A 22640-nucleotide genomic window follows, 5' to 3' on the forward strand; every position below is an offset into this window, starting at 1 on the left:
AGCGCTACCGCCAATGCGTATCGAGCAGGGTCTTGATAGCAGCCTCCGCTTCGTCCCGTGATCCGCCAGCATGCGGGAGCAAGGTGATCCTAACCCCCTTGCGATCCCTGCCTTCGAACCGGAGCAACGGCTTTCCGTTCTGCGACGCCACGGTTTCGCTCGATCCTGACCTCTTGGGGGATCCTGACTTCTTGGGGGGATCAGCCGCCAGCGCCAGCGCACGAACAATATCCGGCACGGCGACCGGAGCGCCCTCCCCTCCCGATCGCGCCCTCAAGGCCGCCGCTTCGGCAAATACCCGCTGGCGACGATCGTCGGGTTTCAGCAATGGCTTGATCGTTGTGACGTGCTTGATCCGCAAATCCTGCGGATTGGGAAAGGCGATCATCAGTTCGGCCGGCAGACGCGCGAGGTCGAGATAGCGGCTCAACCAGCTTTCGGTGACATTGATCCGCTCGGCCATGACCTTCTGCCTGCCCTCATAATAGGCTTCCAGAGCGCGGAGATAATCACGCGCGCGCTCGAGATCGCTGAGGTCTTCGCGCGCCCTGTTCTCAATGTCCGCTATGCGGAACGCTTCCTCGTCCGATAGTTCGCGAATATCGACGAGAAAGCGGAAGTCGGGATAGTTGTGGCTGCGCAGCCAGCTGATCGACCAATGGCGCCGCGCGCCGCAGATCACCTCGAAATCATAATCGGGTTCCCCCCGCACACGGCGGACGATTGCGGGCATCTCCTGGCGCCCTTGCGCCTTCATGCTTTCGATAAGATCGGCGCACCGCTCTTCGTTGAGCAAGGCATATTCGCGGTTATGCCCAGCCCACATCCGGCAACGCGCGGGATCAACCAATTCATGGGTGCGGCTGACGACCGTCCCCGCCGCCAGTTCGGCCAATCGGTTCTCCCGGCCTGTCAGGACATTGGCTCCCAGGCCAGGCCGGCGCGGCGCGGGCGCATCCTCTTCGGGCGGATTGATCCCAGCGGCCAGTTCTGCTGCGAAACTCGCATTCTTTCTGCTCATGAAGCCGTTCCTTCACCCGGAATTGCACCGGTGCAATTTTGCTGTTTCACGCCAGACCTTCCTTGCGCAAACGGCTCAAATGGCTGGGCCACATGGCCCGAATATCCAACTCGAGCTCGGCATTCACCCCATCGAGATAGGTGAGGCAGCGGTTGCGGACGGCGCTGCTCGTCACCGGACCGTCAAGCTCATAGACCGTCATCAAACGGGCGGTCGCGTTGTCGATCTCAGCCGAGTCCTTGAGCGGGGTGCGCACCATCGCCTGACCAAACAGCGTCCGCATCAGATTGAGCAGCTCTTTCTGCATCGACTTATTCTCATCGACCTTGGAAGCAACGAAGCGCAGGAATCTGAGAGTCGGCGCGAAACCACGTTCGGCCAGCGTCTCGATAGTCTCATCAAGCATCGCCAGAAACGCCGCGGTCGAGGAAAAGTCCATGACGGTTGGCGGCACCGGCACGACGAGTGCGTTCGCGGCGCGCAACACCGACAATGAGATGGCTCCGAGGGCTGGTGGCGGATCGAGGACGATGACATCAAAGCGATCGGAGATGCTGGCGATACCCTCGGAGAGGCGATCGATAAGCCCCCCCTGCCCTCGCGCCATTCGGGCCGCGATCTCATATTCCGATTGAAACAGTCGCAAATTTGCCGGGATCAGTTCGAGACCGTCGAAATGCGTTTTGCGCAGCGCATAATCGAGCGAGGTCATCTCCTCCTCTCGTAGAAACGGGTACAGCGTGTCCTCCTCACTCAGGTCGAGATCAGGCACATAGCCGAACAACGTCGTCGCCGAAGCCTGACTATCGCAGTCGATAAGGGCAACGCGGTAGCCCTGGATCGCGAGATATTGGGCAAGGTGGACAGACAAGGTCGATTTGCCGACGCCTCCCTTGAAGTTCTGGACGGCGACGACACAGCATGGATCATCAGGTGCCCGCCAGGGCCTAGTGCCGAACAGGCCTCGCATATCATTGAGTTGGGCGAGGGTGTAGCCAACCCTGCGATTATTCTCGGTTCGCGGTGGTGGCGGAAGACGCCCATCCTTTTCCGCGTCGCGGATCGCAGCGGGCGTCCGTCCGACGAGATCAGCGGCCTTTCCGATCGGGAAGGTGGGCTCGCGTCGCTCGTCCGCCCGTGCGCTGCGCGCTGAATCGCGAAGGCGCTCCAGCACCGATGAGGTCCGCTGGGCAAGCGTCGCCACCGAGAGAAGATCATGGGTGTCGTCGATGTCTAGTGATGCTGCCACAGGGCGCCCCTTTGCGAAACTGAGGGCATAGTAGCGCTACTTGCGCTTTTTCGTCAAATAAAAGCGTTATTTCGAAAGTGGGACTTTGCTTTGAGCCGAAATCGCTGCGAGAGCGCCTACCAAGCGGCCCATCCTGACTCGGTGGGGGCACGACGAAATTGCACCGGTGCAATTTCGCTTATGGGCGCCCCCTTCGGGCAACGAAGCTCTCGCAAAAACCGGTCCACGAACTGGTCAGCTTCGCGCCCTTGAGCTTCGCCAAACGGTCTCCCATCTGCTGGCGATAGGCGTCAGCAATGAGATCGATATCCCAGCCACCGCCGTGCGACCGGGCGATGGTCGCCAAGCCTTCCGCGTTGAACCGGATCGTTCCTTGCGGAAAGACGATCTCCGAACTCTTCTCCGGCGCGACAAGCGCGCTGATGGCCGCCTTCACGACCGATCCCACTTCCACCGTCTCGGCAACCGTCTCTACAGCCCCTTCCCGGCGTGCCTTACGCCCCGTCGAGTGCCGCTCAATCTCATCGACGGTCGCGATCTGCGCCGGCGCATCCTTCGGCTCGAAACGGAACTCGATCTCGGTCACTGTCCGGCCCTGTCGTATCTCCTTCCACTCCACCCGGAAGTGGGCCAGCTGGTCGATCTCGGCCTTCGCCTTCTCGAGCACCTTGCGACGGAGCTGCGCGAAATCCTTATAAACGTCTGGCGAAATGCCCAGCGCCGCACGCAGCGCCGCCATATCGCCCTTCCAGGTCGATTGGCGACGATGGAGCCGCAGCGATCCGATTTCATAAAGCTTGAGCGCATAGCTCGATCGAAAGCCGAGTACCGCCTGTCGATTGAGAACGGCATAGCTCTCAGATTCCTGAATGAGCTTGCGCGCATCAGGCGTAAACTCCCATTCAATCCACCCCGCATCCGCACCGTCCAAATCTTCAGCCTCTTCGCGGGACGACGAGATCAGGGAAAAGCGCAGCGTCGCTTTCTTGCCGCGCCAGGATCGGTCGTCGATCGCGAAGAGGGTGCGGTGAAGTTCCTCCAGCATGTCGGAGATACGTTCGTTACCCTTGTGGCCGCGGCGGATATCGGCCTTGCGCATGCGATGCGGCCGGTCCTGCCAAGCATCGCCGCCTGCTGTCAGGATCATCAACGCGAGCAACCGGGACGCCGTCAGGCTGAGCGATTGGCCTTTCACGAACTTAATCTCAACAATGCTGCCGGGTTTGGCAAATTCCTCGCCACCCTTCGCCTGCAAGGCCGCTGCAACACGCATAGCACGGCCAGGGGCCGAATCGGCTTGCGCCTCTTGCGCTGCATCCGCGCTTAGATTTTCCGCATGTTCCATGTCATATAGGCCGAGCGCATATTGGGCAGATTCGTCTAATTGCTGCCTGACCTGTCCTCGCTCGTCAAGTCAGGGCAGGCTGAAACGCTTTTGCCGCCCCCATCCGGTCAGGTTCGAATCGTATGACGCCTCTGCAGAATCCTTGAGATTTCGCCGAGTCGCAATGCAATTCGGGTTCTGTCCGTTTTCGGCTCGCTCACGCGCGATAAACGCGCCAGAATGCCACCGTTCGAAAGCGCGAGATCGCCTGACGCCATCGCCCCCAATCGGTCAGGATAGCCCCAATAGGTCAGCTATCTCCCCCCGACCAGTCAGGATGATGCCCCCGCCGGGTCAGGCAAAATCCCCCGCGCGGTCAGGATAAACGCGACAGACCATTGAAATTGCAAACCTTTTCGGCACCGAATCTGAATCACTTAGAATCATGAATCCTTCCGCTGCAAGCAGCGGCGTTGTTTTAGAATGATTCTAAGAGATCAAGCAGGCGATTCGTTGAGCCTTTACGGTCGGGGACATACCCGCCCCCCTAGCTGGGGGGATACCTCCAGGCCGGTGTTCCACGATAGCATCACGGTCTCGATCCTCGGCAGCTCCGCCCTGCGACGAGATCCTCAGCGAACCGATCGTAGCTGCATCACCGCTCGTCGCCGCTGGGCAGACGCAGTGAGGAGGTCGCATGATCAATTTTGCCAAATTCGAGATCATCGGACGGATCGGTGAGATCGATGCCAAGCCCAAGGTCACCAACATCTCGGTATGCGCGAACTACCGCCGCCGCGGAGAAGGCGATCAGTGGATCGAGGATAGCTACTGGAACCGAGTCGTCATTTTCAGCGACGGCCAGCGGAAATATATCGATGAGAATGCCCGGGTTGGCGATCTCGTGCGGATTGCCGGACGGCTCCGTGACACCTCCTACGAGCGCGACGGCACCACTCACTACACGACCGACCGAATCGTCGAAGAGTTCGGTGTGCTCGCGGCAAAGGCGGCATAGATCGCAGGAGGCAGCGCCGATCGGCAAGAGGAGAGGGGGCATGCGCGGAGCGACCTTGAATTTCGACAGGAGTTTCGCCCATGCCCGCAACCATCGATGCAGCAGTCCGCGCCAAACAAATCGTCGAGAGCTTGGGTGGACGCTGGTCAGGTTCGCGCGGAGAGTGCCGCTGCCCCGCCCATAATGATCACTCGCCTAGCCTTTCGGTCCGCCTGGGGACCAAGGCGATCCTGTTCAAATGCTTCGCGGGATGCACGTCGACCGATATCCTCAAGGCTCTGGATCGTCAGGGCCTGCACGACAGGCTGCCGGTCCATGTCGAATCAGGCGCGCCGGCGCGCGATCTGAGCGGCTTGGCCAGGTCATTGTGGCAGCACAGCATCCCCATCGCCGGAACACCGGCTGAAGCCTATCTTCATGCTCGGAGCCTTTACGCGCCAACGTCCGACCTTCGCTTCAACCCACAGACGATCATAGGGAAGGGGAAGGATCGGCGCAGCCTTCCCGCAATGATCGCCGCGGTGAGAAATGAGCTTGGTCTGGTCGCCGTCCACCGGACCTTTCTCGATCCCACAGATATTTTGCGGCGGCCGTTCCGAAAACCGAAACTGGCGCTGGGTCTGCTCGGCTCGGGCAGCGTGCGCTTTGGTGAGCCGGATGACGTCCTGGGCATCGCTGAGGGGATCGAAGATGCTCTGTCTGCCATCGACTGGTTTCAATTGCCGGTTTGGGCCGTGCTTGGTGCCGAGCGCTACGCCCATGTCGGCATACCGTCGCATGTGAAGCGCGTCATCGTGTTCGGTCAGCGGAACAAGGCCGCGAAGATTTGTCTGAAGAGGGCAGGGGGGCATCTCAGCGCCAACGGGCGAAGAGTCGAGGAATGGCTCCCATCCGAACATGATGATTGGAACGATGCTCTGCGCGATCGGCTTGCCCGCAACGCCGTTCCTCGCCCCGTGATTCAGACGCACTCCCACTGAAGAGAGGAGAGGAGGCCTCCGGCTTGTTGATCCGGTGATGGACACCGGGCGATGCAATGGAGGCTTACAATGCGCACCTCAGCCGCTGCTTTCGAACTCGATTTCACCGAACCATCCATCACCGCGGCCAAGGCGATCGCTGCCATGTTGCGCCAAGGCGACGGCCTGGACCGGCCTGGCCTGCTCCGGACGATGGAAACCGCTTATGGTTCAACCGCAGCCGATGGGCATTGGTCACTCCGCGACGCCTATGATGTGCTGGAGCTGGCCCAGGTCCTGCACCTCGCCACGCTCGACCTGCCGCAAGAGCCGGCCGAGTGCCTTGCGACCCTGATTGCTCTTACCGCATCCCTGCCGACGCATAGTGTGCGCAGCGAAGAACAGATCGCGCTCCAGCAATTTTCGACACCGGCTGCGATTGGCTATCTTGCCGCGCTCGCCGCTCGCATCACCGCTGCGGATACCGTGCTGGAACCCTCCGCCGGCACCGGGCTCCTCGCCGTATTCGCCGCCCGCGTTGGCGCCAAGCTTGTCCTCAATGAGATCGATCCCGCGCGTGCCGGTATGCTCGAGGCAGCATTTCCCACCGCACAGGTCAGTCGCCACGATGGCGAACTCATCCACGATCTGCTGCCGCTGTCGATCCGCCCGACCGCCGTGCTCATCAACCCGCCCTTTTCCCGCAGCATAGGCAGGCATGCCGACCCGCTTGCCGTTTTCCGTCATCTGCGCGCCGCTTTGAAGCGGCTTGGTGCCGGGGGGCGCTGCGCCGCGATCCTTCCCGATCGCGTGGACACATCAAGCCGCGCCTGGGCGAAGGCGACCGACGGTTGCGCGGTCACGCTCCACGTCGAACTCCCCGCGAATGCCTATGCCAAACATGGCACCAGCCAGATCGTGAAGCTGATCGTTCTGGAAAAAGGCTCCCAGGACGACGTCGCCCTCATCCGGTGCAACTCGCTCGCAGAGGTGCTTGCGGCGATCAGCACATCGGCTGCCAGCCTTACGGGAACCCCGGGATGCTCGCCAGTGCGCCTTGCACCACCCCGTGCGCACGGATCGCTGCTCGGCGGTCTTTCGAATAGGCCCCGGCTTTCGGCCCCGATCGCGAAGGCCGCCCCGTCTCTTGGGGCGCTCGATATCGGCTATGATGTCTTTGCCGAACCCGTACCGACCGGCGAGGCGGTCGGTGTCTACTTGCCGTACCGGCCGAGCCGCATCGCCATATCCTGTGCATCCGCGCATCCGACCGCTCTGGTGGAATCGATCGCGATGGGCTCGATTACGGCGCCGCGGCCCTCTTACGTTCCCAAGCTGCCGACCCGCGTTGTCGCAGACCGGGTGCTATCCGACGCTCAGCTCGAAACGCTGATCTACGCCGGTGACGCCTTCGAGCGAGACATCTCTGGCCTGTTCAAGGCGGCCGAGGAAGGATTGTCGCTCGCGCCCGACCAGGCCGGCCGACCTTACCGGACCGGGTTCTTCCTTGGCGACGGCACGGGTGCCGGCAAGGGCCGTCAGGTTGCAGCCATCATCCTCGACCAGTGGCTGCGCGGGCGCCGCAAGCATATCTGGATATCCAAGACCGAGACGCTGCTCGAGGATGCACGTCGCGACTGGACCGCGGTCGGCGGTCTCGCGCTCGACATCCAGCATCTCAATCAGTGGAAACTCGGCACGCCGATCGGCGCGGCCGAGGGCGTGCTATTCCTCACCTATGCGACGCTGCGCTCCAACCGCGGCGACAAGGGCACCCGTCTTCAGCAGATTCTCGACTGGGTCGGGGACGATTTCGACGGCATGATGGTGTTCGACGAGGCGCACGAAATGTCGGGTGTCGCCGGCGGCGAAGGCCGTTTCGGCACCAAGGATGGCTCCGATCAAGGGATCGCCGGCGTGCGCCTGCAAAATCTGCTGCCTCGCGCCCGCGTCCTCTACGTGTCCGCAACCGGCGCGTCGGACGTCAACAATCTCGCTTATGCCACCCGGCTTGGCCTGTGGGGTCCGACCACCGCCTTCGCCGATCGCCGCGCATTCGTCGACAGTTTGCGTCGTGGCGGGATCGCGGCCATGGAATTGATCGCCCGCGACCTGAAGATGCAGGGCCTCTACGTCGCCAGGGCGCTCAGTTTCGCCGGTGTCGAATATGACATCCTCGAACATCGCCTTACGCCCGACCAGATCGAGGTCTATGACGCCTATGCCGATGCGTGGGCGATTATCCACGCCAATTTGCGCACCGCGCTCGATGCCACCCGGGTGACGGACAGCTTCTCAAACGACACCTACAACAGCGGCGCGAAGGCCGCTGCACTGTCGATCTTCGAATCCACCAAGCAGCGTTTCTTCGGCCAGATCCTGATCGGCATGAAGCTGCCATCGCTGATACCGGCGATCCGTGCCGATCTGGCCCGGGGCGAGAGCGTCGTGATCCAGCTGGTCTCGACGTCCGAGGCGATGCTCAACCGGGCACTGGCCGCGCTGAATGCCGAGGACCGGGCGAATCTGGACATCGAGCTTTCGCCCAAGGAGTTCGTCATGTCCTACCTCACGGCGGCCTTTCCCGTCCGACAGATGAAGACCTTCGTCGATGACACTGGCAAGATCCGCTCCGAGCCGATGTCCGACGAGGAAGGCCGTCCCATCTTCAGCCAGGAAGCGATCGAGATGCGCGACAATCTCGTCGAGCGGTTCTGCTCCCTGCCGATCGTGGGGTCCGCCCTTGATCATATTATCGGGCATTTCGGGAGCGATGCGGTCGCCGAGGTTACGGGACGCAGCCGGCGTATCGTCGTCGATGCGCACGGTCGCCAGCGTATCGAGAGCCGTTCGCCGCGAACAAACCTTGCCGAGACCGACGCCTTCATGCGGAACGAGAAGAAGATCCTGATCTTCTCGGATGCAGGCGGCACTGGGCGCAGCTATCACGCCAGCCTCACCGCCGAGAACCAGTCGCGCCGCAACCATTATCTGCTCGAGCCCGGTTGGCGCGCTGACGCGGCCATCCAGGGCCTTGGCCGTACCCACCGCACGCATCAGGCAACCGCGCCGCTATTCCGTCCGGTATCGACCGACTGCCGCGGCGAGCGGCGCTTCATCTCGACGATCGCCCGCCGCCTCGACAGCCTTGGCGCCCTGACACGGGGCCAGCGCCAGACGGGCGGCCAGGGTCTGTTCGACCCGCGGGACAATCTTGAAAGCGACTATGCCAAGGAATCGCTCGAGACATGGTTTCGCCTTTTGGCCGATGGCAAGCTGCGCTCGACCACGCTTGACGAATTCCAGACCCTCACCGGACTTGAGCTGGAGGGTGAAGGCGGCGGGCTGAAGAAGGAGCTGCCGCCCATTCAGCGCTGGCTCAATCGTATCCTCGCGCTGCGCATCGCGCTGCAGAATGCGATCTTCGATGAATATCTCGGTCTGATCGAGGCCCGGATCGAGGCGGCGCGCGAAGCCGGCACCCTCGATCTTGGTGTCGAGAGCATCAATGCCGAACGCATCACGATCCTCGATCGCACGGTGATCCGGCGCGACGAGACGAGCGGCGCGGAAACCGAGATCCTGCGCCTCGAAACGGAGGAGCGCTACAAGCCGGTCCCGCTGGACCGCGCGTTGCGGATCTTGGGCGACGACGCGCGCCCGCTGGTCAATCGCAAGTCCGGCAGGGCCGCGATCCGGTGCAGCACCTATTCGCTCACCGACGACGATGGCGAGATCGTTCGCCGCTACGAGCTGGTTCGGCCGACCCGTTCCGAGCGGATGCGGCAAGACTTGCTGCTCGAAACGATGTGGGAAGAGACCAGCGAGGCGGAATTTTCGGCGCTGTGGCAGGCCGAGGTGGAGGAGATGCGGAACAAGACCCGCACCAGCACGCTCTATTTGGTCGCGGGCCTGCTCCTGCCGGTCTGGGATCGCTTGCCCGACGATCACGTTCAGGTCTGGCGGCTGAACACCGATGACGGCCAGTCCTTCCTCGGCCGGATCGTCCCTGCACCGCTGGTGTCGAAGCTCGCGGATGCCTTCGGGATAAATGCCGCCATCACCGTGTCGGTCGACGATACCGCAAAGCATGTGATGACGACCGGCGAGATATCGTCCGTCGGAGCCTACCGGCTCAAGCGCAGCCTGGTCGCCGGCCAGCAGCGCCTCGAATTGCTCGATTGGCCGCACACGCGGCTTGCCGAACTCAAGGCGGCGGGCTGTTTTATCGACATCATCCAGCACAGGACGCGGATGTTCGTCCCCGTCGCGCATGCCGCCGCCGTCATCGAGCGCATCACCGCCTGACGATCCAGCTCCTCTCTCCGCGGTCAGCGCAGGAGAGGGGAGGGAGCCTTCGGCTTTGTGGGCCTGATGAGCAGGCTCGCGTGACCGCCGAGGCGGCGCGCCAGTTCCAGATGGAGACAACCGATGATCCAGTCCGTAAAGGTCAAGAACCTCTCGCTGTCCAAGGACAATGTCCGCAAATCCAGCCGTGAGGCCAGTATCGACGCCCTCGCAGCCAGCATTGCAACGCAAGGCTTGTTGCAGAACCTCATCGTTACCCCGCTCAAGAAGGCGGGCCATTTCACCGTCAAGGCGGGCGGGCGCCGGCTGCGCGCACTCCAGAGCCTGATCGAACAGGGCACGTTGCCCGCCGACCATGTCGTGCCTGTCCTCGTCCTTACCGACGACGACAACTCGGTCGAGGCCAGCCTGACCGAGAACTTCCAGCGCGTTCCGATGAACCCGGCGGATGAAAGCACCGCGTTCAACTTCCTCATCCAGAAGGGGATGACCGCCGAGGACGTTGCCAAGCGCCAGGGCGTCACCACCCGCTTCGTCGAGCAGCGGGTGCGGCTTGCGGAGCTCGCGCCGAGCGTGTTCCAGGCTCTCGCCGCCGGTGAAATCACCCTGGGTGTCGCCCAGGCCTATGCCGTGACGAGCGACATCGATCGTCAGGCGCGCGTCTTCGCGCAGATGAGCACCTCCTATTACGGCGATCAGCCCGACAACATCCGGCGTGCGATCCTCAACGGCACGATCAAGGCGAACGATGCCAAGGCGCGGTTCATCGGTCGCGATGCCTATGTCGCGGCAGGCGGCCGCATCGAGGGTGATCTCTTTGCCGCCGAGGGGGACGAGAACTGGATCGACGTCGATCTTCTCGAAGATCTTGCCGGCAAAAAGCTCGAGGCGGCCGCTGCCGCACTCGCGCAGGCGGAGGGCCTCGCGTTCGTGACGCCGATCGCGGCTACTCACGTTCCCTATGATCTCGAGCGTCAGCTTCATGAATTTCACGCGCCCGCGCGGCCGCTGAGCGAGGAGGAAAGCGCACGTGTCGAAGCCCTTTCGGCCGAAAATGACCAACTCGTCGAGCGGCTTGAGTGTGAACTGACCGACGGGACGCCGGAAGCCGAGGCGGCGAACGATCGCCTCGAGGAGATCGAACGGGAGCTTGAAGACATCGAGGAGTCCCGTCGCGAGATCGATCCGGCGGTCCGGGCACAGATCGGGACGTTCGTCTATATCGGTGGTGATGGCGAAGCCCGCGTTCAGACCCGCATGTTCAGCGAGAAGCCCGTTGTCGATCCGAATGCTGCGCCCAAGGTGACGGGCGGTGCCAATGGTGACGACGGCGCCGGCGACATCGATCATGGACCCAAGCTCAGTGCTACGCTGATCGACGAACTGGCGACCCAGCGCCGGCAGATCCTCGTCGCCCATATCGCCAGCGATCCGGCGATGGCGTTGGACCTCACCATCTTCCTGATGGCGCAGAATGTCGTCTTCGAGCAAAACTACGTCCGCAACCACTCGACGCTCAAGTCGAGCGGCGCGCAATTCCCGATCTTCGGCTTCCGCGACGAAGGATCGATGGCGTCGCAGACCATCGAGGATCAGCGCCAGCGTCTCGATACGAGCTGGGCCGGTCACAAGACCATGACCGAACGTTTCGACGCCTTTCGCGCGCTCGACGACGAGGCCCGCGGCAGTTGGGTGGCCTTCTCGATCGCACGCACGCTGGAACCGAGCCTGAACATTGCCGAGGGCGGACGGTCGAACGGGTTCCATGACCATCTTGGTCGCGCGCTCGACATTCAGGTCGAGCATTGGTGGCGCCCCACGGCCGAGAACTTCTTCGGCCGTGTCAAAAAGGAGGTCATGCTTGCCGCGCTCGAGGACATTGGCGGGCCGATCCTGCGCGGGCGCTACAAGGACGCAAAGAAGAGCGACCTTGCCGCAACCTGCGCCGCGCTGTGCAACGGACAGGGGATCGTCGAGGCCGAAATCCGCGAAAAGGCGACGGCCTGGCTGCCTGATGCCATGCGCTTCGACGCCATCGAGCAGCCCGAGACCATAGCGCTGCGCTCGACGTTCATCGACGAGGCCGATGATGTCGATCCCGGCGATGATGGTGACGATGTCGATGACGAGTCGGACCTGGAGGACGCGTCGCACGACGGTCAGGACGATTTGAGCGAGGCGGCCTGACGCCCGTTTGAACGGTTCGAGGCGACTGGGGGCGGCACTCTTCGCGGAGTGTCGCCCCTCCTTTTGTGCCCCGGCGGCAGGCTCTGTGAGGGGAGGGTGCTGGTCCGGGCTCGCCTCTACCAGATCAGGAGAATGACCGTGGCCAAGACCACCGATAAACCGTCGCCTGCCGACACCATCACCAACGCGATCATCGACAAACTCGAAGCGGGCGTACGCCCTTGGGTGAAACCGTGGCGACCTGGCCTCGGCGGGCGTCCCCTTCGCGCGACCGGCGACGCGTATAAGGGCATCAATTGCTTCTGGCTGTGGCTCTGCGCCGAATGCGCCGGCTACCATTCTCGTACCTGGATGACGTATAAACAGTCACAGGCACTGGGCGGCCAGGTCCGCGAAGGCGAGCGGTCGCAAATCGCGATCTTCTACAAATCGTACAGCAAAACCGTGGAGTCGCCCGTCACCGGCGACACCACGGACGAAATGCGACGCGTGCTGCGATCCTACGCCGTCTTCAATGCCGATCAGATCGACGGGCTGCCGGAGAAGTTTTATCTAAGCCCCCTCAGCGTGGTCGCGCCTGACGACGAACTGCCGGATCGCGCAGAGCGCTTCCTCGATGCCCTTCCGGCGAGGGTTCACCAGTGCGGCGATCGGGCCTTCTACGACCGTGTTGCCGACAGCATCACGATGCCGCCCGTGGCGTTGTTTTCCACCCGTGCCTATTTCGCTTCGACGTTAGCGCATGAGGCAGGGCATTGGACCGGCCATCCTGACCGGCTCAACCGTGAGTTCGGCAGGAAATTAGGCGACAACGCCTATGCTTTCGAAGAGCTTTGCGCCGAGATGACATCTGCCCTGCTCGGCGCGGATCTTGGCCTCCCGACCGCCCATATCGACGATCATGCAGCGTATATCGGCTCGTGGATCAGGGTGCTGCGCAAGGATTCCCGCGCCATCATGACGGCTGCGGCAAAAGCCGAAGCGGCCGCCGCCTTTCTGCTCCGCGCAACTGGCCTCGCCACGTCGGACGACGCCAAGGAACAAATCCGTGAAGCAGCATGATCGCGGCGATCGCCTGCCCCGACCCCGGTGGCTACCGTCCGTCCTTCTCCTGATTCGCAATCTGGTGACTTCGTCGAGCGCAATTCGCGAAGCGGCAGTAACACTCATTCGCCTCGCCGACGCGATCAGTCTCGATTCGAACGATAGGCGACAGAGCGCCGAGCCTACTTTGCCGGCGGCTCACCCATACGCCGTTCGTCGGGAGGTGCGGAAACGTCGGATTGTGCCAAGACCCGCCGTTCGGCGGACATCAAGCTGCCGGGCGGCAACGCGCCTCAATAGCGGTCATTCGACGCCGCGATCACCTAACCCAGAAGCGGTCGGTCGCGCGATGACCCAACTGACTTATTCGTATAATCAATTCGATGGCGCGGTCGCCGGCCCCAAAGCCCGATGCCGATGGTTCAGGGTAACCAATCGGAGTTTTGCTGAATGCATGAGATTCGACGCGGTTCTGGCCGCCAGCTGCTACTAATTCACGGTCTCGGCGGAAGCTGGAAGTCGTGGAGCACCGTCATGGACGCCCTCAGTGCCGAGCGGTCGCTTATCGTGGTTGACCTTCCCGGACACGGCGCAAGTCCAGCTGGCCAGGATAGCGGGACCTTCGATGGCCTCGTTGGCAGCGTCGAGCGTTACATCGCGGAACGCAGACTTGAAGGAATCGATGTCGTCGGTAGCTCAATGGGTGCGCGGATTGCGCTGGAGCTTGCGCGGCGTGGCCGGGTCGGCAACGTCGTGGCCCTCGATCCTGGCGGCTTCTGGCGCGGCTGGGAGCGCACATTCTTCAAAGTTACCATCGGAGTCTCGGGGCGGTTGGTTCGGGCAATCCGGCCTATGCTGCCAACGCTAAGCAAGAACGCAGCGTCACGCACGGCGCTGTTAGCGCAGCTGTCGGCTCGCCCTTGGGCGCTCGACCCGACGGTTGTCGCGACCGAGCTTGAAAGCTTAAGCGCCACGTCAACATTCGATGCTCTGGTGAATGATCTCGCCAGCGGGCCTGAGCAAATTGGTCCAGCAGCCGATCCGTCTCGGCGGATCGTAATCGGTTGGGGTCGCCGCGATCGCTTATGCCTGCCAAGACAAGCGGCGCGTGCAAAGGCCGCCTTTCCTTCCGCCGAGCTGCACTGGTTCAAGGCAAGCGGGCATTTTCCAATGTTGGACCAGCCTGACGAGACAGTTGCAGTAATATTTGCCGCAATCCAGTAGTGCACCTTCGTCGCACACGGTATCTGGCTCTATTACTCACTCGAAGACAAGATCCTGCGCCGAGCGCGCATCCGGTACTACAGCTGACGACGCCGCGATCAGGCGAGCCAGAGCCCGATCAGCGCTGCGATCGACACCATGACCAGGAATCCGTTGACGAGGATCAATAGCCAGCCGGGTAGCTTCGCCGTGTCGGGCTTGGGCGGCGGCACACCCGGTGCGAACTCGCGCCAGATCGCGGCGATAAAGCACAGGGCGCTGAATAGGACCAGAACCGAGCCGGTGCCCGCGATCATCCAGTCGGGCACCAGCTTGTCGAGCAAGGCGCGAGCACCGATGCCGGCTGCCAAAGCAGCGAGCCCGGTTCGCACCCAGGCGGCATAGGTCCGTTCGGCCGCGAGGACGGTCCGATCCGCAGCAAGTACTGTGCGGCGATCGGCGCTGTTGGTCTGCTGCTCGGCGCTGGTCGCGAGCTTGTCGGCGCTCTTGACCAACTGCTTGGCCGCGTGGGCGGGCTTTGCCGGGTCCGGCGGGGTGTCGTCGGTCACAGGTCGAACCCGTCACCGGGCTGCTGGAGCCGGTGGAAGGTTATGCCAGCCTTCTCGAAATAGGGCTCATAGGTATCGTAGCGCTGCGTCAGGAACCAGTCGCGGGCATAGCCATCGTGGACCGGGAGCACATGGCTTGGACGCATGGAGCTGGCGAACTCGTAGGCGCCGATCTCGGTCAGGAACGGCGCCATCACCGGCAGCGCCAGCGCCTCAATTCCAGCAAATTGGTGGAGCCGTTCATCAAAGCTATCGCCGGGATTGAGAAGGCGATCATTGACGACGAATGCCAGAACGGCCGGGATTTCTTCGGCGAGGATCGGCTCATGGCGCACCGGCAGGGCACGGACCGTGAATGGTCCAAGGTCGAGCCCTTCCTCTCCGACCTCGCTGACGGTGAAGCCCTGGCTGCGCAACGTGGCTGCGACCTTGTTGCCTCCGAATATCCGCGGTTCGCCATCGCCGACGATGGTGCGTAGCGCCTCGCAGTCGAAATGATCGGGATGGCCGTGCGTAAATAGGATGAAATCCACGTCGCTGAGGTCGCGAGGATCGACGCGCCCATCGACGAACGAGAATTTGCCCGGGTCGAACAGCAGCCGCTTGCCGTCGAGCGTCAGCCGCAGGCAGCTATGCACAAATTTCTCGATACGCATCGGGCGCCTCCTTCATTCAAGCAACGCGGCGCGCGGCGATAAGTCACTCAGCCAGTCCCGCCCGACGCGTCGGGAGCGCCCTGACTTCCGGATTCCTTGCCGGCCGGCGCCGCGCTGCCCTGCTTCGCGCTCAGCGCCGTCAGATAGTCGACGATCGCCGGGATATCCTTTTCCGAGACCGGTGCCTTATAGACCTCCTTCATCTTGGTGACCGTCGCCTTCCACTGGTCGGCCGTGAGCGCGGGCTGGGTCAGCGCCATGCTGGCCGAATGGCACGAGGTGCAGTTCGCATTGATCACGTCGGCGTGCGGTCCGTCAGGATATTGCTGGTCGTCGAGCGGCAGGTCGACCGCGTCCGATGTGAGTGTGAAGCCTCCAAACGCGACACTCGATGGCGCCGGCCCGCTGGGAGCCGGAGGTGGCGGGGCTACACGGCTGCCGGGCGGGCCGATCGCGATTAGTACGAGGGCAGCAAGGCCGACTGCGCCGAACGAGAGCGTGCCGATCGAAGGGACTTTCATCTCGGCTCTCCTCAGGACGCAGTGATGTTGGTGGTTTCGATATTGCCGCGCATGAACCCGCCCGGGTTCCAGATCGGCGCCATCGGCTGCGCGACCCCGGCCGTGTTCCAGCAGCGCGACATCAGCCGCACATTTCCGCGCGCCGGCAGCGGCACCTGCGTGTCCCAGCGGCGGAAGCTGTATTTGCCGTGATCGGGACCGAGGCGGGTGTGATACCAGGTACGCCCGCCGTCGGTGGAGACATCCACCTTGGCGACCCCGCAATCGCCGCCCATCGCGATGCCACCGAGTGGTATCGTCTGGTCAAAGGCAATGGCCTGTCCTTCGCCGAGGCTCGTTACCCAGGAGCGCGGGATCATCCGGTTGATCGGGACGGTCGGGAAGTCCTTGGCACCGGGCTTCACATTGGCGCCAGGCGTCGCCGGGATTTTGTAAGCCTTGGCCATCCAATATTCGTCGTCGGGGCCGGGCAGCACCTCGATGTCGTTGAGCATCTTGACCCAGTAGGTCGAATACCAGCCCGGCACGATCAGCCGGCAGGGAAAGCCGTTGAGCAAGGGCAACTGCTCACCGTTCATGCCGAAGGCGATCATCACCTCGCCGTCGTGGGCGTGATCGATGTCGAGCGCCTTCTCGAAATCCGGCGCGCCGGCGACGACGGGCTGGTCGAGCGCGCCGAAACGCACCTGCACCGCGCCCGGCTTCACGCCGGCAAAATCGAGGATGTCGCGCAGCCGCACGCCGAGCCATTTGGCATTGCCCATCGCACCATTGCCCCATTGTGCGCCGGGCACACGCGGCTGGAACAGGCCGCGGCTGTTGCCCGAGCACTGATTGACCGCGGCCATCTCGACGCGCGGCAGGCGGAGCAGCTGCGCAAGGCTGATCGATAGCGGCCGGTTGACGTGGCCTCGAACGGTGAGCCGAAAGGTATCGACATCGATCGACGTCGGGATATCGGCCCAGTGCCAGCGCACGAAAAACTGGTCGTTGGGAGTGAACACGTCGCGGTCAAACACCTCCATCGGGGTCTCGAGCAGCGGCGGGTGCATGCGCTGGAGGATCATGCTGCCTTTGCCGGGAAAGGCGCTGGTCATCGGCCGTCCGGCATTGCCACCTGGCAGATGGAGATCGACAAGGCTCTGTGCGAGCGCTGGGCCTGCGGCGAGCGCGGCACCGCCCAGTGCGGCCTGGCCGAGGAAACGGCGACGACTGCTTTGCGCGGCGAGCCAGGTGTCGAGCTTGTCCATGATAGCATTCCCTTCTTCGGGCGAACGTGGCCGACCCGGCTCGTCGAGCCAAGCGATCGGATTTTCGATTTTGATCGCCTCAGGCGATCAGTTGGGTGTGGCGATGCAGGGCGATACGAAGAGATGCCCCTTCCATGCGCCGGTCAGCGTCTTGGCGGCGACCACCACCCACATCATGGCGAGGGCAAGGGTGAGCACCGTCCCGACGATCCCGAAGAAGGCGAGGTCGAAGGTCGTACCGAGGCGGAAGGTTGCGACCGTGTTGACGCCGAGCGGGAAGGTATAGCCCCACCAGCCGAGGTTGAACGGGATGCCAGCGCGCCAGTAGCGCCAGGTGATCAGCATCGCGAGCGCCAGCCACCACAGCCCAAAGCCCCAGAGCAGCAGCCCGGCGATGCTGCCGAGGCCCTGTGCCACGCCGGCGATCGACGCGAGGCCGTGTGCGGAAAGGATGGCGGGCGCGTCGCCGCCCAGCACCAGCATGCCCAGCGCACCGGTGCCGATCGGGCCGAGCGCGAGCCAGCTCGACGCGGCCATGCCCTCGTGCGGCAGCTTGTGCAGTGCCATGCGCAGGATGAGCAGCGCGAGGATACTGAAGGCGACCGGCACCGAATAGGCCCAGAGCACATAGGAAGTGAGCAGCGTCACGAACTGAGCATGCGGATCGGCGAGATGCGGCGCGAGCAGGCCGCCGCTCGCCGCCGCGACCTCGGCCGCGACGACTGGAAGTAGCCAGACTGCAGTCATGCCATCTAGGCTGTGCTCGTGGCGAGTGAACATGAAATAGGGAATGACGACACCGCAGGTCACCGCCATCGCAACGTCGATCCACCACAAGACATGCGCTACACCGACGATGCCGTCGCCGAACCGGGCGATCCCAAAGGCGAGGCAGCCGTTGATGATCGTGGCGAGGCCCATCGGGATGGTGCCGATGAACATCGACACCGTGTTATGGCCGAAGATCCGCCGCGCCTCATGGCCGAACAGGATCCAGCGCGCAGAATAGATACCGGTGAAGAGCGCGAAGAGCGCGATATTGAAGAACCAAAGCACCTCGCCGACCGGCTTCAGCGTCGGGCCGATGCCCGGCACCTGCGGAAGCGCCAGTGCGAGGATGCCGGTGCCCATGGTCGCGGCGAACCAGTTGGGCGTGAACTGGCGGATCATCTCGCGGGGATGATCGAGCCGCGAGAGCGGTCGCAGGCCGTCGAGCACGGGCTTGAGATCGCCGGTCATCATCCAAGCTCCTTCACGAGATCGGTCAGCGCATCGGCTGCCCTGGTGCGAAAGCGCTCCTTGTGCCGCAGCGCTTCGAACGGACGCGCCGGCAGTCCGAGGCCAAGATCTTGGAGATGCCCGGCCAAGAGCGCACGGCGGACGACCAGCTCGGACAGCACCGCCACCCCGGCGCCGGCCTCGACCGCCGAACGAACCGCTTCGTTGGACGGCAGGGTCATGCCGATGCGCAGGTCAGCGGGATCGATGCCGCGATGGCGCAGCACTTCCTCGAAGGTCGAGCGCGTGCCCGATCCCTGTTCGCGCACGATCCAGTTGGCCTCGCGGATCCAGTTTTCATCAACATTCCTGGTTCGCTCTGCGCCGACCAGTAGCATCCGGTCCTCGGCGACCTTCCAGTGCGCAAGTGCCGGCTGGTCGACCGAACCTTCGACAAAGCCCAGTTCGGCCGTGCCGTCGAGCACCTGCGCAGCAGCACCGTCGGTGTTTTCGATCACCAGTTCGATGCCGATCAGCGGATGGCGGCGATGAAATTCAGCGAGGCGCGCAGGCAGCCAGTAGCTGGCGATGGTCTGACTCGCGACGATCCGCAGCGTACCGCGCTTGAGACCACCGAACTCCGACAGCGCCAGTTCGGCGCTCGCGGCCCGGCCAAGGACGGCGCGCGCCTCGTCCAGAAACATGCGGCCGGCCTCGGTGAGCTCAATGCCGCGCCCGACCCGGTGAAAGAGCGGCACGTCGTGGCGCGCTTCGAGCGCGGCGATGGCGGCACTCGCCGCCGACTGGGTGACGTTGAGTGCCTCGGCGGCGCGGGTCATATGCTCGCGCTCGGCGACGCCAACGAAAATACGAAGTTGTTCGAGGGTCATATCGATCTCCTGCAGGGATCAATAGACCGGCGCGATCAATCGTTCCAACTTGTTGATTGGATCGTTCCAATCGTCATTTACGATTGGTCGAGCAGGGCCGCTGTTTCGCTGAATGCCGCGCGAAGGCGATCCCCAACCTGCGGACTTGTACAGACGTTGGCCGGGCTGGGGTGCGGCATCGGGATGATCTTGATCGAAGCATCATGCGCCGACACGAGTTGTCCGGCCTTGGTCGCCACCCGGCCGGCCAGCAAGCAGACTTTCAGCTTGGGCAGCAGCGCGAGAAGCCCGGGAAGCGTGGCCAGCCCGGCATCGATCTCGGCTTTGCGCACGGTGCGATTGCGGGCGCCGGGTGGATGCATGATCCAAGGCACGGTGTTCCAGAGCACACAATCGGACCGGTCGATGCCGGCCTCGTCGAGATAGCGCCGCAGATTGCGGGCGGTCCCGGACGGATTGTCGCGCGACACGAAGCGCGTGCGCTCAGGCCCGGGACCCGGGGTTTCGAGAAGCAACAGCAGCCGGGCGTCGATCCCGCCGTCCGCCGGGTCGAAATGCGGCACAGGTCTGCCGTCGGCCAACAGCCCTTCGCGCCAGCATTCGAGCTGTGCGACATGTGTATCCGCCAAGGACTGCCGCCGTCGCTTGATCAGGTCGGGTTCGTCGAGCCAGGCCATTCATCTCCATTCGTGATCGGAACGACAAATATCATCGGTTGGATCGATGACTGGTGAGCCGTCATCTTGATCACAGGAACAGCGACGCTTCATTTCGCAGCGCTGTCGATCCGGAGATCCGACATGGCAACGCGCATCAAGCAGACCGAGTTTCAGGCCGAGGCACAGGTCGAGCCGGCGGCCAAGCCAGCATTACGGCTGGTCCGGCCCGACGATCCCTATGCGGAGCTGGAGCGTCCGGCGCCCGGCGTCGCCAATCGCGGCGTGCATCCGCATGTGCTGGTCGCGTTGGTCGGCTTCTACGCGATGATGGTGGCGTCCTTCTGGACCTTCTTTGCACGCGATGCCTATGCCGCCAGCGTACTGGTGATGGTGACCCTGTTCATGGTCATCTACTTCTCGCTGATCGTGGGCGGCATCCTGCTTACCGACAGTCCGGTGCCGGGCGAGCGGCAGCGTAGCTTCGGCGAATTCTTGAACGGTACGGTCGAAATCCTCGCCGGGACGATCAGCGGCCGCGAGGCGACGATGCAAATATTCCTGCTGCCGGCGGCGATGATGACACTGGCTGCCATCATAGGCGTTATCGCGAGACTATCATGAGAAGGGGCATGCGCTTGAAACTGATACTGGGTCTTGCCGGCCTCGGCCTCGCGGCATCTGCAGGCGCGCTCGCAGCGGCGCCGCAGGACTTCGCCACCGACATGGCCGCCGCGATGGAGCAGATGCACCATGAGATGATGGTCGCGCCGTCCGGCGATCCGGACCGCGACTTCGCGGCGATGATGATCCCGCATCACCAGGGCGCGATCGAGATGGCACAGGCGCAGCTGCGCTACGGCAAGGACGAACGCCTGCGCCGTCTCGCGCAGGGCATCATCGTTGAACAGCGTCAGGAGATCGAGGTCATGCAGGCGATCCTTGCCGAGAAGGGCGCACCGCCGAGTGTGCCTCACCAGCATCAGGGAGACGGAAAATGATTATGAATCACCTCAAGACGGCGTTCGCCATGTCCGCCCTCGGCCTGCTTGCAAACACCGCATCCGCGCAGCAGGTGCCCAATGCGACGCCCGACCGGCCGATCAGTTCGCAGGACCGCTTCTATACTTCGGACCAGTTTTCCAACACGGTATCGGTCATCGACCCGTCAACCAACCGGCTGCTCGGCGTCATCAAGCTCGGCGATCTGACGCCCGCCAATCTGAGCCCACTCTACAAGGGTCAGCTTCTGGTCCACGGCATGGGCTTCTCACCCGATGGCAGGACGCTGGCGGTGATCTCGATCGGGTCGAACTCGGTGACCTTCATCGATACGGCCACCAACGCGGTCAAGCACACCGCCTATGTCGGCCGCTCGCCGCACGAGGCGTTCTTCCGTCCCGACGGGCGCGAGGTCTGGGTCAGCGTTCGCGGCGAGGACTATATCCAGGTGCTCGATGGCAAGACGTTCGAACCTGCCACGCGCATCACCGTCCCGAACGGCCCGGGCATGACGATCTTCTCGCCCGACGGCAAATACGGGTACGTTTGCTCGAGCTTCTCGCCCGAGACGGTCGTAATCGACACCAAAGCCAAGAAGATTGTCGGACGTGTCGCCCAAGCTAGCCCCTTCTGCCCCGACATCGCCGCGACCCCCGATGGCAGGCAGGTCTGGCTGACGCTCAAAGATGTCGGCAAGGTGATGGTGTTCGATGCCAAGCCGCCGTTCGCTGTCCTTAAGACGATCGACACCGGCGCCATCACCAATCACGTCAACATCGCCCGCACGTCGCGCGGACAGTTCGCCTATGTGACGGTCGGCACGCAGAATATCGTCAAGGTGTTCCGGACCGATACTTTCGAGCAGGTCGCCGCCGTCCCGGTCGGCGCGCTGCCGCACGGGTTATGGCCTTCGGGCGACGGCACCCGCATCTATGTTGGGCTGGAGAATGGCGACGGCGTTGCGGTCATCGATACTGCGACCAACCGCCTGCTCACGACCATCCCTATCGGTCAGGGGCCGCAGGGCGTCGCCTATGTGCCGGGCGCGGTGCCTTCGGGCGACGGCATGGCCAATCTGGTCCCGCTCGATATGGCCAGCGGCAAGGTCCAGTTGACCCTGTCAGGCCAGGGCCAGAGCCAGGTCACTTTGTTCGATCAGGGGCAGGTCCAGATCCTGCAGGCCGCCGTCGCGGGCCTGCCGTCAAAGCAACCGTTCACGCTTGGACTGGCGACCAAAGCAGACGGGACGGGTGCGATTCAACCTCTTGCCAAATTCATGACCAATCCGGCCGGCGCCGCCATCGTCAACGCCGTCGGGCCGATCCGCCAGATTGTCGCGGATGCTGCCCCGGCCGAGCGTCGTTATTTGGTCATTCGTACAGGTGATCCGGATTCGCAGGGCGCGGTAGTGCAGAAACAAGCCCATTGAAGCCCGCGCGCTGCTGGCTACGAATTGAACGCAGCGGCGTTTCTTGCTCTTTGGCTCCCACGTCTCTGAAGGGAAGCTCATCGAACGTCCGCGTTTACCGAAAGCCGACGGACGCCGTCTGACCTGCTAACGACGG

General features: G+C 63.2%; 19 protein-coding genes. 9 read left to right on the forward strand and 10 right to left on the reverse strand.

Annotated elements, in window-relative coordinates:
• Positions 1-4: 4 nt before the first annotated feature.
• From Q5H94_RS17790 to Q5H94_RS17800, 3 genes are all read right to left on the reverse strand, one after another.
• On the reverse strand, positions 5-1021 hold the full coding sequence (locus tag Q5H94_RS17790; RefSeq protein ID WP_304562644.1) for a ParB/RepB/Spo0J family partition protein: 1017 nt from the start codon (positions 1019-1021) through the stop codon (positions 5-7).
• Between the two features lie 46 nt (positions 1022-1067).
• Positions 1068-2270 (reverse strand): AAA family ATPase, encoded by a 1203-nt coding sequence (locus Q5H94_RS17795; RefSeq protein ID WP_304562645.1) that lies wholly within the window; start codon positions 2268-2270, stop codon positions 1068-1070.
• A gap of 178 nt (positions 2271-2448) precedes the next feature.
• On the reverse strand, positions 2449-3543 hold the full coding sequence (locus tag Q5H94_RS17800) for a replication initiation protein (RefSeq protein ID WP_304562681.1): 1095 nt from the start codon (positions 3541-3543) through the stop codon (positions 2449-2451).
• Positions 3544-4291: 748 nt separating this feature from the next.
• Between Q5H94_RS17800 and Q5H94_RS17805 the strand changes: the two genes are divergently transcribed.
• The 6 genes from Q5H94_RS17805 to Q5H94_RS17830 all read left to right on the forward strand — a co-directional run bounded on the left by Q5H94_RS17805 (position 4292) and on the right by Q5H94_RS17830 (position 14334).
• Positions 4292-4612, forward strand: a complete 321-nt coding sequence (locus tag Q5H94_RS17805; RefSeq protein WP_225207646.1) for a single-stranded DNA-binding protein — start codon at positions 4292-4294, stop codon at positions 4610-4612.
• An 80-nt stretch (positions 4613-4692) separates the two neighbouring features.
• Positions 4693-5592, forward strand: coding sequence for a DUF7146 domain-containing protein (locus Q5H94_RS17810; RefSeq protein WP_304562646.1), 900 nt, complete (start codon positions 4693-4695; stop codon positions 5590-5592).
• A gap of 69 nt (positions 5593-5661) precedes the next feature.
• Positions 5662-9879 (forward strand): strawberry notch-like NTP hydrolase domain-containing protein, encoded by a 4218-nt coding sequence (locus tag Q5H94_RS17815; RefSeq protein ID WP_304562647.1) that lies wholly within the window; start codon positions 5662-5664, stop codon positions 9877-9879.
• A gap of 123 nt (positions 9880-10002) precedes the next feature.
• Positions 10003-12066, forward strand: a complete 2064-nt coding sequence (locus Q5H94_RS17820; RefSeq protein ID WP_304562648.1) for a ParB/RepB/Spo0J family partition protein — start codon at positions 10003-10005, stop codon at positions 12064-12066.
• A gap of 132 nt (positions 12067-12198) precedes the next feature.
• Positions 12199-13128, forward strand: coding sequence for an ArdC family protein (locus Q5H94_RS17825; protein WP_304562649.1), 930 nt, complete (start codon positions 12199-12201; stop codon positions 13126-13128).
• A gap of 432 nt (positions 13129-13560) precedes the next feature.
• Positions 13561-14334, forward strand: coding sequence for an alpha/beta fold hydrolase (locus tag Q5H94_RS17830; protein WP_150426738.1), 774 nt, complete (start codon positions 13561-13563; stop codon positions 14332-14334).
• Between the two features lie 98 nt (positions 14335-14432).
• On the opposite strand, the gene Q5H94_RS17835 is transcribed toward Q5H94_RS17830, so the two are convergent.
• The 7 genes from Q5H94_RS17835 to Q5H94_RS17865 form a co-directional block, all read right to left on the reverse strand.
• The gene (locus Q5H94_RS17835) at positions 14433-14882 is read right to left on the reverse strand and encodes a DUF202 domain-containing protein (protein WP_058455252.1); all 450 of its coding nucleotides are present in this window, start codon (positions 14880-14882) and stop codon (positions 14433-14435) included.
• Entirely contained in the window at positions 14879-15538 is a 660-nt protein-coding gene (locus Q5H94_RS17840) for an MBL fold metallo-hydrolase (RefSeq protein WP_058455251.1), read from the reverse strand. The genes Q5H94_RS17835 and Q5H94_RS17840 overlap by 4 nt, the downstream gene beginning before the upstream one ends.
• A 47-nt stretch (positions 15539-15585) precedes the next feature.
• Positions 15586-16059 carry a c-type cytochrome gene (locus tag Q5H94_RS17845; RefSeq protein WP_058455250.1) on the reverse strand — a complete coding sequence of 158 codons (474 nt, stop codon included), beginning with the start codon at positions 16057-16059 and terminating at the stop codon, positions 15586-15588.
• A gap of 11 nt (positions 16060-16070) precedes the next feature.
• The gene (locus tag Q5H94_RS17850) at positions 16071-17309 is read right to left on the reverse strand and encodes a molybdopterin-dependent oxidoreductase (RefSeq protein WP_058455249.1); all 1239 of its coding nucleotides are present in this window, start codon (positions 17307-17309) and stop codon (positions 16071-16073) included.
• A gap of 87 nt (positions 17310-17396) precedes the next feature.
• Positions 17397-18548, reverse strand: a complete 1152-nt coding sequence (locus Q5H94_RS17855) for a TDT family transporter (RefSeq protein WP_058455325.1) — start codon at positions 18546-18548, stop codon at positions 17397-17399.
• A complete protein-coding gene (locus tag Q5H94_RS17860; RefSeq protein ID WP_058455248.1) occupies positions 18548-19417 on the reverse strand; it encodes a LysR family transcriptional regulator in 870 nt (289 codons plus the stop codon). Before Q5H94_RS17860 ends, Q5H94_RS17855 begins: the two co-directional genes overlap by 1 nt.
• A gap of 77 nt (positions 19418-19494) precedes the next feature.
• Complete coding sequence (locus Q5H94_RS17865) at positions 19495-20094, reverse strand: uracil-DNA glycosylase (RefSeq protein ID WP_058455247.1); 600 nt, start codon at positions 20092-20094, stop codon at positions 19495-19497.
• 123 nt (positions 20095-20217) lie between these two features.
• Here Q5H94_RS17865 and Q5H94_RS17870 point away from each other — a divergent pair, with 123 nt between their 5' ends.
• From Q5H94_RS17870 to Q5H94_RS17880, 3 genes are read left to right on the forward strand one after another with little or no spacing between them, the layout of a single operon-like run.
• The gene (locus Q5H94_RS17870) at positions 20218-20697 is read left to right on the forward strand and encodes a hypothetical protein (RefSeq protein ID WP_304562650.1); all 480 of its coding nucleotides are present in this window, start codon (positions 20218-20220) and stop codon (positions 20695-20697) included.
• An 8-nt stretch (positions 20698-20705) separates the two neighbouring features.
• On the forward strand, positions 20706-21074 hold the full coding sequence (gene copM, locus Q5H94_RS17875; RefSeq protein ID WP_120694178.1) for a CopM family metallochaperone: 369 nt from the start codon (positions 20706-20708) through the stop codon (positions 21072-21074).
• Entirely contained in the window at positions 21071-22504 is a 1434-nt protein-coding gene (locus Q5H94_RS17880) for a YncE family protein (RefSeq protein ID WP_120694179.1), read from the forward strand. Before copM ends, Q5H94_RS17880 begins: the two co-directional genes overlap by 4 nt.
• Positions 22505-22640 lie beyond the last annotated feature (136 nt).

The sequence above is a fragment of the Sphingomonas immobilis genome (assembly GCF_030580995.1).
Lineage (GTDB): Bacteria > Pseudomonadota > Alphaproteobacteria > Sphingomonadales > Sphingomonadaceae > Sphingomonas > Sphingomonas immobilis.